The following is a 15,234-nucleotide window of genomic DNA, read 5'->3' as shown; positions in this document are numbered from 1 at the left end:
CCCATGACGCGCCCGTCGCTCCCCGCGTTGACCGTCCTCGTCGTCGATGACGAGGCCCCGGCTCGCAACGAGGTCGCCTGGCTCCTCGACCAGGACGACCGGGTCAGTCGTGTCCTGACCGCTTCGAGCGGCACGGCGGCCCTCGCCGCCCTCGAACGCGAGCAGATCGACGTCGTCTTCAGCGACATCGCCATGCCGGGTCTGGACGGCATGCAGCTCGCTCGCGTCATCCGACGCTTCGCGGAGCGACCCCAGATCGTCTTCGTCACCGCCTACGACACCCACGCCGTCGACGCCTTCGACCTGGATGCCGTCGACTACCTGATGAAGCCGGTTCGCCCGGAGCGGATCGGCGAGGCGGTGCGGCGCTGCCTCGCCTCGGCCGACCGGGAGACCCGCGCGCCCGAGACCGACGAGGGAGACGAGACCATCCCGGTCGAGCTCGGCGGGGTGACCCGCTTCATCCCCCGCAGCGAGATCAGGTGGGTGCAGGCCCAGGGTGACTACGCCCGGCTGCACACCCCGTCAGGGTCGCACCTGGTGCGCATCCCGCTGGCGACCCTCGAGGACCGGTGGGCCGAGGCGGGTTTCGTCCGGATCCACCGCTCCACGCTGGTCGCGACCCGCCACATCAGTGAGGTCCACAACGACGGCGGACGCTGCACCGTGGTCGTCGACGGCAACGAGCTGCAGGTGAGTCGGCGGCACACCAGGGCGTTGCGCACCACGCTGCTGCGGCCCCGCACCGACACCGTCGACGGGTGAGCCCGCCACCGGAGCGGGTCCGCGTCACCCGGACCCGTAGGAACACCCAGAGCGAGCACCCGCGCACCGTCCGCGAGGAGATCGCCGGCGAGTCCCGGCTCGGCGCGACCTACGTCTCCTCCCTCATGCGCGCCCAGCTGCAGCTGACCCTCGGGGTCCTGGCCGCCGGCCTGCTGACCCTCGGCGCGCTGCCCCTGATCTACGCGCTCGTCCCGCCCGTCCGGTCACTGTCCGCCCTCGGGCTTCCGATCGCGTGGGCCGTCCTCGGCGTAGTGGTCTACCCCGTCATCGTGCTCGTCGCCCGGTGGTACACCCGGTCCGCTGAGCGTCTCGAGGCAGAGTTCAACGACCTCGTGAGGCGCCGGTGAGTGACCCGCTGAGCGTCGCCGCGATCGCGCTCGTCTGCGTGACCACCCTCGCCCTGGGCGCCCTGGGGTTGCGGCTGGCCACGGGCACGAGCGACTTCTACGTCGCCGGCCGAGCCGTCACCCCGTGGCGCAACGCGAGCGCGATCGGGGGCGAGTACCTCTCCGCCGCAAGCTATCTGGGTGTCGCCGGGCTGGTCTACGAGAACGGCGTCGACATGCTGTGGATGCCCGTCGGGTACACGGTCGGCTACCTCGTCCTGCTCATCCTCATCGCCGCTCCCCTGCGCCGGTCCGGCGCATACACCCTCCCCGACTTCGCCGAGTCCCGCTTGGAGTCCTCGACCCTGCGGCGCGGCTGCGCCCTCCTCGTGGTCGGCATCGGGTGGCTCTACCTCCTGCCGCAGATGCAGGGCGCCGGCCTCGCGCTGCGGCACGTCTCGGGGCTGCCCACCTGGGTGGGGGCCACCGTCCTCACCGTCATCGTCACCCTCAACGTCGCCTCCGGCGGCATGCGGGCGGTCACACTCGTGCAGTCCGTCCAGTACTGGATCAAGCTGTCCGCCATCGCCATCCCTGCCTTCGTCCTGCTCGCCGTCTGGGCCCAGTCCGGCGCGCCGGCGCCGCAGGCCGACAGCTCCTGGTGGCAGCCCCTCACCTCGAGCGAACCGGTGACTCGCTCCCTCTTCACCACCTACAGCACGCTCGCTGCCCTGTGCCTGGGGACCATGGGCCTGCCGCACATCGCCGTACGCTTCTACACCAACCCCGATGGGGTGGCAGCCCGGCGCACGACGGTCGCGGTGCTGGCGCTGCTCGGCCTGTTCTACCTCTTCCCACCCGTCTACGGCTTCCTCGGTCGCGCGTACCTCGATGCCCCGGACCTGCTCAACGACCCCGGTCGCACGGTCGTGCTCGCCCTGCCGGGCGCGATCCTGCCCGGTCTCGACGGACGACTGCTGACGGCGCTCGTCGCCGGCGGCGCCTTCGCCGCCTTTCTCTCCACTGCCTCGGGTGTGACCATGTCCGTGGCAGGCGCGATCGACCAGGACGTCATCCGACCCCTCCTGAGCCGGATGACCAAGGGTGATGCCAGCCCGGCCGGCTCCTTCCGCCTCGCTGCCGGGATCGGGGTCCTCGCCCCCTTCACCGTTGCCGTCTCGTCCGCGCCGGTGGGCATCTCCTCGGCTGTCGGACACGCCTTCGCCATCGCCGCGGCCACCTTCGCGCCCTTGCTGATCCTCGGCGTGTGGTGGCCCGGGCTGACGGCGAAGGGGGCGGCCGCGGGCGTGTTCGTCGGTGGCCTGACCACGGGTGCTGCCGCATTGGCCTCCGTCCTCGGGCTCGCCCCTCACGGCTGGGTGGGAGCGCTCGTGGCAGCGCCGACCGCGTGGGCGACCCCGCTCGCCTTCGCCGTGACGGTGCTGGTCTCGCTGGCGACCCCCGCCTCGCGTCCGCGCCGCTGGGCGCGCACCATGGCTCGGCTGCACACGCCGGAGGACGTCTACGCCGACGCGGTCTGACCGCTCATCGCGGCCCGTCGACCGCTCGTCGCGGGCCCCTCGCCCGCACGGCGACGCAGCGCGCGCGTCGGCCGCGGGGCACGACGCAAGTGCGGACGGGAAGCCCCCTCCTGCGTGAGTGTTGGGTGCGTCCGGCCGACGCCGTCCGGATCCACCCACTACCCGGAGGTGAGCTGTGAGCAACGAAGCTCCCACGCTCGGCGAGCGCTACATCGCCGTCCAGGAGTCCGAGGAGTTCGGCGAGCTGCGCCGCAAGTTCCGCGGATTCGTCTTCCCCGTCACCGCGTTCTTCCTGGCGTGGTACTTCCTCTACGTCCTGCTGTCGATCTTCGCATCCGACTTCATGGGCACCGAGGTCTTCGGCAACATCAACATCGGCCTGCTGCTCGGCCTGGGCCAGTTCGTGACGACGTTCGCGATCACGATCATCTACGTCCGCTGGGCCAACCGGGTCTTCGACCCGCGCGCTGAGGCCCTGGCCTCCAGCATCGGCAGCGACGAGACCCCGGAGGTGGACGGCTGATGAGCACTCTGAGCACCCTGGCCGCCGAGACCACGACCGGCTCGCCCGCACTGAACATCACCATCTTCGTCGTCTTCGTCGTCGCGACGCTGGCGATCGTCATCAAGGTCGCCTCCGGTCACAAGACGGCCAGCCAGATGTACACCGGGGGCGCGTCCTTCTCCGGCAGGCAGAACGGCCTGGCCATCGCCGGCGACTACCTCTCCGCCGCGAGCTTCCTCGGCATCGCCGGGGCGATCGCTCTGCAGGGCTACGACGGCTTCCTCTACTCCATCGGCTTCCTCGTGGCCTGGCTCGTCGCCCTGCTCCTCGTGGCCGAGCTCTTCCGCAACACGGGCCGCTTCACCCTGGCCGATGTGCTGTCCTACCGACTGCGCCAACGTCCGATGCGCATCGCCACGGCCAGCTCGGTCCTCGCGGTCTCCTTCTTCTACCTGCTGGCCCAGATGGCCGGCGCCGGTTCGCTCGTCTCCCTGCTCCTGGGCGTCGACGGCGCCGCAGCGCAGAACATCGTCATCGCCGTCGTCGGCATCGTCATGGTCAGCTACGTGATGATCGGTGGCATGAAGGGCACCACCTGGGTGCAGATGATCAAGGCCGTACTGCTGATCCTCGCCGTGGCAGTGATGACCGTGTGGGTCCTGGGAACCTTCGGCTTCAGCCTCTCGGGGGTGATGCAGGCCGCGGTCGACGAGAACCCCGCCGCCGGCGACAAGCTGCTCGAGCCGGGTCTGAAGTACGGCGGCAGCCTGACGACGAAGATCGACTTCATCTCGCTCTCGCTGGCGCTCGTCCTCGGCACCGCCGGACTCCCCCACGTCCTGCAGCGCTTCTACACCGTCCCGACGAGCAAGCAGGCCCGCAAGTCCGTCGAGTGGGCCATCTGGCTCATCGGCGGCTTCTACCTGCTGACCCTGGTCATCGGCTACGGCGCCGGCGCCCTCGTCGGCGCGGACCGGATCAACGAGGCACCCGGCAAGGCGAACGCAGCCGCGCCGCTGCTCGCCTTCGAGCTGGGTGGGTCGTGGTTGCTCGGCATCGTCTCGGGCATCGCCTTCGCGACGATCCTCGCGGTCGTCGCCGGGCTGACGATCACCGCCAGCGCGAGCTTCGCGCACGACCTGTACAACCAGGTCTTCAAGAATGGCCAGGCCAGCCAGGAGCAGGAGGTGAAGGTCTCGCGGTACGCCGTGATCGGCATCGGCATCGTCGCAATCCTCGGTGGCATGCTCGCCAAGAACCAGAACATCGCCTTCCTCGTGGCCCTCGCCTTCGCCGTCGCGGCGAGCGCCAACCTCCCGACGATCCTCTACAGCCTCTTCTGGAAGCGGTTCAACACCCGTGGGGCGCTGTGGTCGATGTACGGCGGCCTCGGCGCGGCGATCGTGCTCATCGCCTTCTCCCCCGTGGTCTCCGGATCGGAGACGGCGATGATCCCGGGTGCTGACTTCAGCATCTTCCCGCTGGCCAACCCCGGACTGATCTCGATCCCGCTCGGCTTCTTCCTCGGCTGGCTGGGCTCGGTGACCAGCACGGAGTTCAACCGCGCGAAGTACGCCGAGATGGAGGTGCGCAGCCTCACCGGTCACGGCGTGGCCGAGGTGGTCGAGCACTGACCCACCACATCACGACAGGCGAAGGGGGGAGAGCCGCGGCTCTCCCCCCTTCGCCTGTCCGTCAGCACCCCGCCTGCAGGGGCTCAGGCGTTGGCCGGAGCCTGCGTGCCCGCTCCGCGCCGACGGATGACCGGGTCCCCGCCCGGCGTCGGGTCGCCCGCCGGAGCCCCCGCCCCGAGGATGACGAATCCGTTGTCGGCCAGGAGATCGAGGTCGTCCTGCGCCGCCTGCCCCTCGGCCGTGAGGTAGTCCCCGAGGAAGATCGAGTTGGCCACGTGCAGGGCCTGCGCCTGCAGGCTGCGCAGGTGCATCTCGCGGCCGGCTGCGATGCGGATTTCCGTAGAGGGAGCCAGGACCCGGGCGGTGGCCAGGATCTTCAGACAGCGCAGCGGCGACAGCTCCCACGTCTGCTGCTTCGGGGTCCCGTCGAAGGGGATGAGGAAGTTGACCGGGATCGACTCGGACCCCATCTCGCGCAGCGCGACGAGCGCCTCGACGAGCTGCTCGTCACTCTCGCCCAGCCCAGCGATGAGGCCACTGCACGCAGACAGCCCGGCACCTTGTGCCTTCGCCACCGTGCGGACCCGATCGTCGTAGGTGTGCGTCGTGACGATCTGCTCGTGGTGCGACTCGGCAGTGTTGATGTTGTGGTTGTAGGCGTCGGCCCCGGCGTCACGCAGCTGCTCGGCCTGCCCGTCCCGGAGCGGACCGAGGCAGGCGCAGACCTCGACGTCTGGGTGCTCCTCCTTGATCGCGCCGACCATGCCGGCGACCCGCTCGACGTCGCGGCTGCTCGGCCCGCGGCCGCTGAGAGCACGTCGAGCACCTCCTCGTCGGGTGTGCGCAGGACGGCCAGCGCGTCCTGCCGCGTCGCCTCCGCTCCGTCGAGGATGCGGGTGACGAGCTCGTGTGCCTTCATCTGTCCACCTCCGGCGGGTACATGGCTCAACGTGCTGACACTGAACGCCGTTCACCCACGGTGAACGGCGTTCATATTAGGGGCGTGGACCGGTAGGGTCAAGTTGTTCCATGGACAACCACGACGAAGGGAGGGCCGTGCCGGCCCCACGCCGCGCCCCCACGCAGCGCCTCACCCGGGCGCATGTCGTGGACACTGCCCTGACCATCCTCGCCGGGGTGGGCCTGCCCGACCTGACGATGCGCGCGATCGGGACCGAGCTCGGGGTGCAGCAGAGCGCCCTGTACCACCATTTCGAGAACAAGCAGGCGCTGCTCGGTGCCGTCGCGGACGAGATCATCGCGCGTGGCCCGCGCACCGTCTCCCCGCCGGGCGGCTGGCAGGACCAGGCGCGCCAACAGTGCTGCGACGTCCGCGACGCAGTGACCGCCTACCCGGACGGCGCCGACCTCGTCATGAGCATGTGGGCCTTCGGTATGGGGGGGCACGCACCCTTCGTCGGGCTGTGCGACCTGCTGGTCGAGGCGGGCCTGACCCACAAGGTGGCCCCCACAGCGGCCCGCACCCTCCTGCACTTCGTCTACGGGCACGCCTACGACGAGCAGTCCCACGACCACGCGGCCCGGTCGGGCATCACCTTCGGCGAGCGCGCACCGACCGACTTCGACACCGGCGTGAACATCGTGCTCGCCGGCATCAACGCATTGCTCTGACCGGCATTGCTCTGACCGGCGCCCGTCTCAGCTGGCCGCGGCCGCCCCGGCCCGCAGCGATGCGGCGGACTCATCAGTGACCGTGGCGAAGAAGCCGCCGACGACGTCCTCGAGGTGCCCCAGGCTCTGGGCCGCGAAGAGCACCGGCTGGTACTTCGTGATGTCGTAGTTGAGCGTGCCCATGTCCGCGAGATCGAGGTCGCGGATCTCCATCGATGAGTACTCCTGGATCTCCCCGAAGCTGGAGAGGATCCCGGCCCCGTAGGCCTTGAGGTCGTCACCGTCGTAGGCCACGCCGAACTCGATCGAGAACCAGAAGACATCGGCCACGAACTGCATGGCCTCGTCCGTCTCCAGCCGCAGGGACGCCGCGCCTGCGGCCTCGGTGATCGCGGCCAGACGTGGGCTGGCCAGCTGGTTCCCGTGCCCGATCACCTCGTGGATGATGTCCGGCTCCGGCGTGTAGAGCGGCTCGGCGCCGTGGCGCAGGTACTGGGTGGAATTAAAGGTCTGGCCGCCAAGATCGGCGTAGAAGTCCCGCAACGGGACCAGACCCGGCGCGCACACGTACCGCCATCCGGTCAGCGGGAGCAGATGCTCGCTGACCTCGTGCAACTGCGGGACGTGGTCGACGGGGAGAGCGAGTCGCTCCTTGGCGGCGAGGTACTCAGGGTGCGCGTGGAGCTCGTGCAGGGGTGCGAGCTCGTCGCTGACCCGGCGCCACACCTCGTGCTCGTCCTCGGTGTACGTCACGGTCGGGACGGGCTCGCGGCCCCGGTCCCATCGCAGTGCGATCCCTGCGATCTCGCCCCGGCGACGCAGGTACTCCTGATCGTCCCGGCCCGGGTGGGTGTCCGCGAGGTGGACCTCCACGGAGCCGTCCTCGTGCTCGGTCACGGGTGAGTACAACTGTCCCTCGGTGAACACATCCACCACCTCCTTGTGGTCAGTCAAGAGTGACAGATGACGCCCGACCCGGCTACGGAAGCGCAGATCACTGGTCAGGATGTGCAGTGCGCCTCGAGCCCACTCCCGCGACCTCTGCGCACAGTGCCCACCCCGGACCCCATGCCGTGCGGTGGCTGCCGTTCGTCGCCCCGAGACCGACGCCCGGCGACGGTGAACGGACACCGATTGTGCTCGTGACCACATCGGGGGAAGGTAGGAGAGGTATCCACCGTGCGGTGACGCACGGCCACTCGACGAGGAGGACACGTGTCGGATTTCGCCCCGAGCACCGAGTTCGCCGACCAGGCGGTCGGCAAGGCAGCCCTGTACGACGAGGCTGCGGCAGACCATGAGGGATTCTGGGCCGCACGTGCCCGCGAGTACGTCACGTGGAGCAAGGACTTCGACACCACGCTCGACTGGAGCGACGCACCCTTCGCGAAGTGGTTCGTCGGGGGTGAGCTCAACGTCGCCTACAACTGCGTCGACCGCCATGTCGAGGCAGGCAACGGCGACCGCGTCGCCATCCACTTCGTCTCCGCCAACGGCGACGACGACCGTGCGATCACCTACGCGGACATGCAGCGCGAGGTCGCCAAGGCCGCCAACGGTCTGGCGTCCCTCGGCGTCGAGAAGGGCGACCGCGTCGCCATCTACATGCAGATGATCCCGGAGACGATCTTCACGATGCTGGCCTGCGCCCGTATCGGCGCTCCGCACTCGCTCGTCTTCGCCGGCTTCTCCGCCGACGCGCTGCGGGCCCGCATCGACGACGCCGATGCAAAGGTTGTCGTCACCAGCGACGGCCAGTTCCGCAAGGGGAAGGCCATGCCGCTGAAGAAGGCCGTCGACGATGCCGTCGAGGGCACCTCCGCGCAGAAGGTCCTCGTCGTCAAGCGCACCGGCATCGATGTCGCCTGGGACGAGGACCGGGACGTCTGGTGGGACGATGTCGTCACCCCGGCTGCGGACACCCACGAGGCCCCCGCCCACGACAGCGAACACCCCCTCTTCCTCCTGTACACCTCCGGCACGACGGGCAAGCCCAAGGGCATCCTGCACACCACCGGTGGGTACCTCGTCCAGACCGCCTACACCAACGCCGTCGTCCACGACCTGCACCCCGAGACCGACGTCTACTGGTGCACCGCCGACATCGGCTGGGTGACGGGCCACAGCTACATCGTCTACGGCCCGATGGCCAACGGTGCCACGCAGATCGTCTTCGAGGGCACCCCGGACAGCCCACACAAGGGCGTCTTCTGGGAGATCGTGCAGAAGTACGGCGTCTCCATCCTCTACACCGCTCCCACCGCGATCCGCACCTTCATGAAGTGGGGCCACGACATCCCCCAGCAGTACGACCTCTCCTCCCTGCGCGTTCTCGGCTCGGTCGGTGAGCCGATCAACCCCGAGGCCTGGCGCTGGTACCGCGAGCACATCGGCGGCGGGACCGCCCCGATCGTGGACACGTGGTGGCAGACCGAGACCGGGGCGATCATGAACTCCCCGCTGCCCGGGGTGACCGAGCTCGAGCCGGGTAGTTCGCAGGCCCCGGTTCCCGGCATCCACGCAGAGGTACTTGACGACGAGGGCAACCGCCTCACCGACACCGACGCGGTCGGCTACCTCGTCCTGACGAAACCCTGGCCGGCAATGCTTCGCGGCGTCTGGGGCGACCCTCAGCGCTACAAGGACACCTACTGGAGCCGCTTCGGCCCCGACCTCTACTTCGCCGGCGATGGCGCGAAGTACGACGAGAAGGGCAACATCTGGATCCTCGGCCGCGTCGACGACGTCATGAACGTCTCGGGCCACCGGATGTCGACTGCGGAGATCGAGTCCGCCCTCGTCTCCCACGACAAGGTGGCCGAGGCGGCCGTGGTCGGCGCCTCGGATCCGACCACGGGTCAGGCCATCGAGGCCTTCGTCATCCTGCGCCAGGACACGACGACCGAGGCCGATTCGGCCGACCGTGGCGGCGAGCTGGTCACCGAGCTGCGTAACCACGTTGCGAAACAGATCGGCCCGATCGCCAAGCCGCGCTCGATCATGATCGTCTCGGAGCTGCCCAAGACCCGCTCCGGCAAGATCATGCGCCGTCTGCTGAAGGACGTCGCGGAGAACCGCGAGGTCGGTGACGTCACCACGTTGGCCGACTCCTCGGTCATGGCGCTGATCCAGGACGGCATGTCCAAGACCGCCGACGACTGATCCCCCAGGACGACGAAGGGGCCGGCCCGCCGATGATCGGCGGGCCGGCCCCTTCGCGTGCCCCAACACACTTGCCCGAGAATCCACGGCTCTGACGCACGCGGTGGACTCGCAGGGCCTTGGTCGTTGGGACGTACGAAAGCCCCCGACGACTCGTCGGGGGCTTTCGCTTTTCTAATGGTTGTCCGGCTGCGTCCTACTCTCCCACACCGTCTCCAGTGCAGTACCATCGGCGCTGAAAGGCTTAGCTTCCGGGTTCGGAATGGGACCGGGCGTTTCCCTTTCGCTGTGACAGCCGTAACTCTATGGAAATACGATTTGCCGTGCCCCCTTGGTGGGTCAAAGGGGGGGTCTGACCGTATCTCGGGAACTGCACAGTGGACGCGGAGCACTACTTCTTTACGCAACAAGTGTTGTGTGTGTATCAAGTCATCGGCTTATTAGTACCAGTCAGCTCCATGCATTGCTGCACTTCCACATCTGGCCTATCAACCCAGTCGTCTACTGGGAGCCTCTCGAACCGTAGTTCATGGAAACCTCATCTTGAGACATGCTTCCCGCTTAGATGCTTTCAGCGGTTATCACTCCCGAACGTAGCTAATGAGCGGTGCCCTTGGCAGAACAACTCACACACCAGAGGTTCGTCCAACCCGGTCCTCTCGTACTAGGGTCAGCCTCTCTCAAGTTTCCTACGCGCACAGCGGATAGGGACCGAACTGTCTCACGACGTTCTAAACCCAGCTCGCGTGCCGCTTTAATGGGCGAACAGCCCAACCCTTGGGAGATACTCCACCCCCAGGATGCGACGAGCCGACATCGAGGTGCCAAACCATCCCGTCGATATGGACTCTTGGGGAAGATCAGCCTGTTATCCCCGGGGTACCTTTTATCCGTTGAGCGACGGCGCTTCCACAAGCCACCGTCGGGTCACTAGTTCCGACTTTCGTCCCTGCTTGACATGTCTGTCTCGCAGTCAAGCTCCCTTGTACACTTGCACTCGCCACCTGATTGCCAACCAGGCTGAGGGAACCTTTGAGCGCCTCCGTTACATTTTAGGAGGCAACCGCCCCAGTTAAACTACCCACCAGGCAATGTCCCTGATCCGGATCACGGACCGAGGTTAGATAACCAGAACGACCAGAGTGGTATTTCAACGATGACTCCACACACACTGGCGTGCATGCTTCAACGTCTCCCACCTATCCTACACAAGCCGTCCCGATCACCAATACCAAGCTATAGTGAAGGTCCCGGGGTCTTTCCGTCCTGCTGCGCGTAACGAGCATCTTTACTCGTAATGCAATTTCGCCGAGTTCGTGGTTGAGACAGTGGAGAAGTCGTTACGCCATTCGTGCAGGTCGGAACTTACCCGACAAGGAATTTCGCTACCTTAGGATGGTTATAGTTACCACCGCCGTTTACTGGGGCTTAAATTCTCAGCTTCGCCCTCAAAGAGAGCTAACCGGTCCTCTTAACCTTCCAGCACCGGGCAGGCGTCAGTCCGTATACATCGTCTTGCGACTTCGCACGGACCTGTGTTTTTAGTAAACAGTCGCTTCTCCCTGGTCTCTGCGGCCCTTTCCCCTAGCCCGTAAAGAGCTTCAGGGTCCGGGCCCCCCTTCTCCCGAAGTTACGGGGGCATTTTGCCGAATTCCTTAACCACGATTCACTCGATCGCCTTGGTATTCTCTACCCAACCACCTGAGTCGGTTTGGGGTACGGGCGGCTAGAACCTCGCTAGAGGATTTTCTCGACAGCATAGGATCACCCTGCTTCCCGCAAAAGCGGTCACCATCAGGCCTTGGGCACATGAGTCGCGGATTTACCTACGACTCGCCCTACACCCTTGGACGTGGACTACCATCGCCACGCGGAGGCTACCTTCCTGCGTCTCCCCATCGCTTGACTACTACCAGATCGGGTCACGCGTTCCACCCACCGGCGACATCCGAAGATGCCTGTGGTGAGCTTCAGGCGCTTAGCATCACTGGATTCATCAGGGGCGGTTCTTCGCCGGTTCCGGAATATCAACCGGATGTCCATCGACTACGCCTGTCGGCCTCGCCTTAGGTCCCGACTTACCCAGGGCAGATTAACTTGACCCTGGAACCCTTGGTTATTCGGCGGACGGGTTTCTCACCCGTCATTCGCTACTCATGCCTGCATTCTCACTCGTGTGGCATCCACGACTGGATCACTCCGCCGCTTCACTCGCCACACGACGCTCCCCTACCCATCAACACGCCTGGACACACAAAGTGCGTCAAGCAATGCGTCAATGCCACAGCTTCGGTGGTGTGCTTGAGCCCCGCTACATTGTCGGCGCGGAATCACTTGACCAGTGAGCTATTACGCACTCTTTCAAGGATGGCTGCTTCTAAGCCAACCTCCTGGTTGTCACTGCAACTCCACATCCTTTTCCACTTAGCACACGCTTAGGGACCTTAGCTGGTGATCTGGGCTGTTTCCCTCTCGACTACGGAGCTTATCCCCCGCAGTCTCACTGCCACGCTCTCACTTACCGGCATTCGGAGTTTGGCTAACGTCAGTAACCTGGTGAGGCCCATCAGCTATCCAGTAGCTCTACCTCCGGTAAGAAACACGTGACGCTGCACCTAAATGCATTTCGGGGAGAACCAGCTATCACGGAGTTTGATTGGCCTTTCACCCCTACCCACAGCTCATCCCCTCAGTTTTCAACCTAAGTGGGTTCGGTCCTCCACGACGTCTTACCGTCGCTTCAACCTGGCCATGGGTAGATCACTCCGCTTCGGGTCTAGACCCAGCGACTATGACGCCCTCTTCGGACTCGCTTTCGCTACGGCTTCCCCACACGGGTTAACCTTGCCACTGAGCACTAACTCGCAGGCTCATTCTTCAAAAGGCACGCCGTCACCCCACAAGGAGGCTCCGACGGATTGTAGGCACACGGTTTCAGGATCTATTTCACTCCCCTCCCGGGGTACTTTTCACCTTTCCCTCACGGTACTTGTCCGCTATCGGTCACCAGGGAATATTTAGGCTTATCGGGTGGTCCCGACAGATTCACACGGGATTTCTCGAGCCCCGTGCTACTTGGGAACACAACACAAGAGTCTGCATCATTTCGTCTACGGGGGTCGCACCCTCTATGCCGAGCCATTCAAGACTCTTCGACTATGACGCAGATTTATCACTCCCGCCCGGGATGTCAGTCCCGAGACGTCATGTCCCACAACCCCGCACCTGCAACGCCTGACAGCTATCACACAGGTGCGGTTTGGCCTGATCCGATTTCGCTCGCCACTACTCACGGAATCACAATTGTTTTCTCTTCCTGCGGGTACTGAGATGTTTCACTTCCCCACGTTCCCTCTACCCGACCTATATATTCAGCCGGGAGTGACTGGACTTGCCTCCAGCCGGGTTTCCCCATTCGGAAATCCTCGAATCACAGTCTGGTTATCGACTCCCCGAGGCTTATCGCAGATTCCTACGTCCTTCTTCGGTTCCTGGTGCCAAGGCATCCACCGTGCGCCCTTAAAAACTTGAGCCACAAAGATGCTCGCGTCCACTGTGTAGTTCTCAACATACGGGCAGCACCCTGCAACTGAAACGCACACGCCCACCACCACACCCGAAGATGCACGTAGCAGTTCGCCTGCCAGGCAGGGCCCACAACCAACAACCCACCACCACAACAGCAGCGAGCCTTCTCGTTGGCCATCAGGAACAAGCTCACGCCCGAACCCTCAGGACCCAACAACGTGTCCGACACCCACACCACACCCAACACGCCCGCTCCACCACACCCCCACACAACATGAGACTGCAGGTACTAGAACGGCCAGGCACGGCCACGATGTCATGATCGATGTTCCACCCAGAGCACCCGGCTGCCGGACACTCGCCGACACAACCGAGCATTAACCACCCACCACACACGTGGCAGACAGCAATTCAAAGCTCCTTAGAAAGGAGGTGATCCAGCCGCACCTTCCGGTACGGCTACCTTGTTACGACTTAGTCCCAATCGCCAGTCCCACCTTCGACGGCTCCCCCCACAAGGGTTGGGCCACCGGCTTCGGGTGTTACCGACTTTCGTGACTTGACGGGCGGTGTGTACAAGGCCCGGGAACGTATTCACCGCAGCGTTGCTGATCTGCGATTACTAGCGACTCCGACTTCATGGGGTCGAGTTGCAGACCCCAATCCGAACTGAGACCGGTTTTTTGGGATTCGCTCCACCTTACGGATTCGCAGCCCATTGTACCGGCCATTGTAGCATGCGTGAAGCCCAAGACATAAGGGGCATGATGATTTGACGTCATCCCCACCTTCCTCCGAGTTGACCCCGGCAGTCTTCCATGAGTCCCCACCATTACGTGCTGGCAACATAGAACGAGGGTTGCGCTCGTTGCGGGACTTAACCCAACATCTCACGACACGAGCTGACGACAACCATGCACCACCTGTATACCGACCAAAAAGGGGCACCCATCTCTGGATGTTTCCGGTATATGTCAAGCCTTGGTAAGGTTCTTCGCGTTGCATCGAATTAATCCGCATGCTCCGCCGCTTGTGCGGGCCCCCGTCAATTCCTTTGAGTTTTAGCCTTGCGGCCGTACTCCCCAGGCGGGGCGCTTAATGCGTTAGCTGCGGCACGGAACTCGTGGAATGAGTCCCACACCTAGCGCCCAACGTTTACGGCATGGACTACCAGGGTATCTAATCCTGTTCGCTCCCCATGCTTTCGCTTCTCAGCGTCAGTAGTGGCCCAGAGACCTGCCTTCGCCATCGGTGTTCCTCCTGATATCTGCGCATTTCACCGCTACACCAGGAATTCCAGTCTCCCCTACCACACTCTAGTCTGCCCGTACCCACTGCAAGTCCGAGGTTGAGCCTCGGATTTTCACAGCAGACGCGACAAACCGCCTACAAGCCCTTTACGCCCAATAATTCCGGACAACGCTCGCACCCTACGTATTACCGCGGCTGCTGGCACGTAGTTAGCCGGTGCTTCTTCTGCAGGTACCGTCACTTTCGCTTCTTCCCTGCTGAAAGAGGTTTACAACCCGAAGGCCGTCATCCCTCACGCGGCGTCGCTGCATCAGGCTTTCGCCCATTGTGCAATATTCCCCACTGCTGCCTCCCGTAGGAGTCTGGGCCGTGTCTCAGTCCCAGTGTGGCCGGTCGCCCTCTCAGGCCGGCTACCCGTCGTCGCCTTGGTGAGCCATTACCTCACCAACAAGCTGATAGGCCGCGAGCCCATCCCAAACCGAAAAACTTTCCAGACACTACCCATGCGGGCGTATCTCATATCCAGTATTAGACGCCGTTTCCAGCGCTTATTCCAGAGTCTGGGGCAGGTTGCTCACGTGTTACTCACCCGTTCGCCACTGATCCACCCCAAGCAAGCTTGGAGCTTCACCGTTCGACTTGCATGTGTTAAGCACGCCGCCAGCGTTCGTCCTGAGCCAGGATCAAACTCTCCGTTGATGATAAAAACCCCCAACCCCACACAAAATGCAGGACCAAGAGCCAATCAATAACCCAACAAAGGGCTCACAATCCCAGCTGAGCAAGAACAACTAGCAAAAACTGCTAATCATCTCAATCAACCAAAGAAAATATGCTCCCCAACCAACCATCACCAACCACAAAAGTAG

The 15,234-nt window shown here is 64.4% G+C and carries 8 protein-coding genes, 3 rRNA genes and 1 pseudogene; 7 read left to right on the top strand and 5 right to left on the bottom strand.

Annotated elements, in window-relative coordinates:
• Positions 1 to 3: 3 nt before the first annotated feature.
• From BJY20_RS10690 to BJY20_RS10670, 5 genes are all read left to right on the top strand, one after another.
• Complete coding sequence (locus tag BJY20_RS10690) at positions 4 to 765, top strand: LytR/AlgR family response regulator transcription factor (RefSeq protein WP_185991506.1); 762 nt, start codon at positions 4 to 6, stop codon at positions 763 to 765.
• The gene (locus BJY20_RS10685; protein ID WP_185991505.1) at positions 762 to 1,133 is read left to right on the top strand and encodes a hypothetical protein; all 372 of its coding nucleotides are present in this window, start codon (positions 762 to 764) and stop codon (positions 1,131 to 1,133) included. Before BJY20_RS10690 ends, BJY20_RS10685 begins: the two co-directional genes overlap by 4 nt.
• Positions 1,130 to 2,653 (top strand): sodium:solute symporter family transporter, encoded by a 1,524-nt coding sequence (locus tag BJY20_RS10680; protein WP_185991504.1) that lies wholly within the window; start codon positions 1,130 to 1,132, stop codon positions 2,651 to 2,653. The genes BJY20_RS10685 and BJY20_RS10680 overlap by 4 nt, the downstream gene beginning before the upstream one ends.
• Positions 2,654 to 2,828: 175 nt before the next feature.
• Positions 2,829 to 3,176 (top strand): DUF485 domain-containing protein, encoded by a 348-nt coding sequence (locus BJY20_RS10675; RefSeq protein ID WP_185991503.1) that lies wholly within the window; start codon positions 2,829 to 2,831, stop codon positions 3,174 to 3,176.
• Positions 3,176 to 4,792, top strand: coding sequence for a solute symporter family protein (locus BJY20_RS10670; protein WP_185991502.1), 1,617 nt, complete (start codon positions 3,176 to 3,178; stop codon positions 4,790 to 4,792). Before BJY20_RS10675 ends, BJY20_RS10670 begins: the two co-directional genes overlap by 1 nt.
• A gap of 83 nt (positions 4,793 to 4,875) precedes the next feature.
• Here BJY20_RS10670 and bioB read toward each other — a convergent pair.
• A pseudogene (bioB, locus tag BJY20_RS10665) lies at positions 4,876 to 5,625 on the bottom strand (biotin synthase BioB); the annotation flags it as partial.
• 196 nt (positions 5,626 to 5,821) lie between these two features.
• On the opposite strand from bioB, the gene BJY20_RS10660 reads away from it, so the two are divergent.
• Positions 5,822 to 6,424 carry a TetR/AcrR family transcriptional regulator C-terminal domain-containing protein gene (locus tag BJY20_RS10660; RefSeq protein WP_185991500.1) on the top strand — a complete coding sequence of 201 codons (603 nt, stop codon included), beginning with the start codon at positions 5,822 to 5,824 and terminating at the stop codon, positions 6,422 to 6,424.
• Between the two features lie 27 nt (positions 6,425 to 6,451).
• Here the strand turns inward: BJY20_RS10660 and BJY20_RS10655 are convergent, their stop codons facing one another.
• On the bottom strand, positions 6,452 to 7,378 hold the full coding sequence (locus BJY20_RS10655; protein ID WP_221935308.1) for a phenylalanine 4-monooxygenase: 927 nt from the start codon (positions 7,376 to 7,378) through the stop codon (positions 6,452 to 6,454).
• Positions 7,379 to 7,639: 261 nt separating this feature from the next.
• Here BJY20_RS10655 and acs point away from each other — a divergent pair, with 261 nt between their 5' ends.
• A complete protein-coding gene (gene acs / locus BJY20_RS10650; protein WP_185991499.1) occupies positions 7,640 to 9,586 on the top strand; it encodes an acetate--CoA ligase in 1,947 nt (648 codons plus the stop codon).
• Between the two features lie 183 nt (positions 9,587 to 9,769).
• Here the strand turns inward: acs and rrf are convergent.
• The 3 genes from rrf to BJY20_RS10635 all read right to left on the bottom strand — a co-directional run bounded on the left by rrf (position 9,770) and on the right by BJY20_RS10635 (position 15,064).
• A 5S ribosomal RNA gene (gene rrf / locus BJY20_RS10645) occupies positions 9,770 to 9,886 on the bottom strand.
• Between the two features lie 120 nt (positions 9,887 to 10,006).
• Positions 10,007 to 13,119 (bottom strand): 23S ribosomal RNA (locus tag BJY20_RS10640).
• A gap of 420 nt (positions 13,120 to 13,539) precedes the next feature.
• Positions 13,540 to 15,064: ribosomal RNA gene (locus BJY20_RS10635) — 16S ribosomal RNA — on the bottom strand.
• The 16S, 23S and 5S rRNA genes sit together here, the layout of an rRNA operon.
• Positions 15,065 to 15,234: the final 170 nt, after the last annotated feature.

Origin of the sequence: Janibacter cremeus, from assembly GCF_013409205.1 — a bacterium.
In the GTDB taxonomy this organism is placed as follows: domain Bacteria; phylum Actinomycetota; class Actinomycetes; order Actinomycetales; family Dermatophilaceae; genus Janibacter; species Janibacter cremeus.
Note: the sequence above shows the minus strand (reverse complement) of the source record. Positions and strands in the feature narration are given on the sequence as shown.

Coding starts and splice junctions, on each gene's coding strand:
- BJY20_RS10690 (WP_185991506.1), top strand. CDS start 4: ATGACGCGCCCGTCGCTCCCCGCGTTGACCGTCCTCGTCGTCGATGAC.
- BJY20_RS10670 (WP_185991502.1), top strand. CDS start 3,176: ATGAGCACTCTGAGCACCCTGGCCGCCGAGACCACGACCGGCTCGCCC.
- BJY20_RS10660 (WP_185991500.1), top strand. CDS start 5,822: ATGGACAACCACGACGAAGGGAGGGCCGTGCCGGCCCCACGCCGCGCC.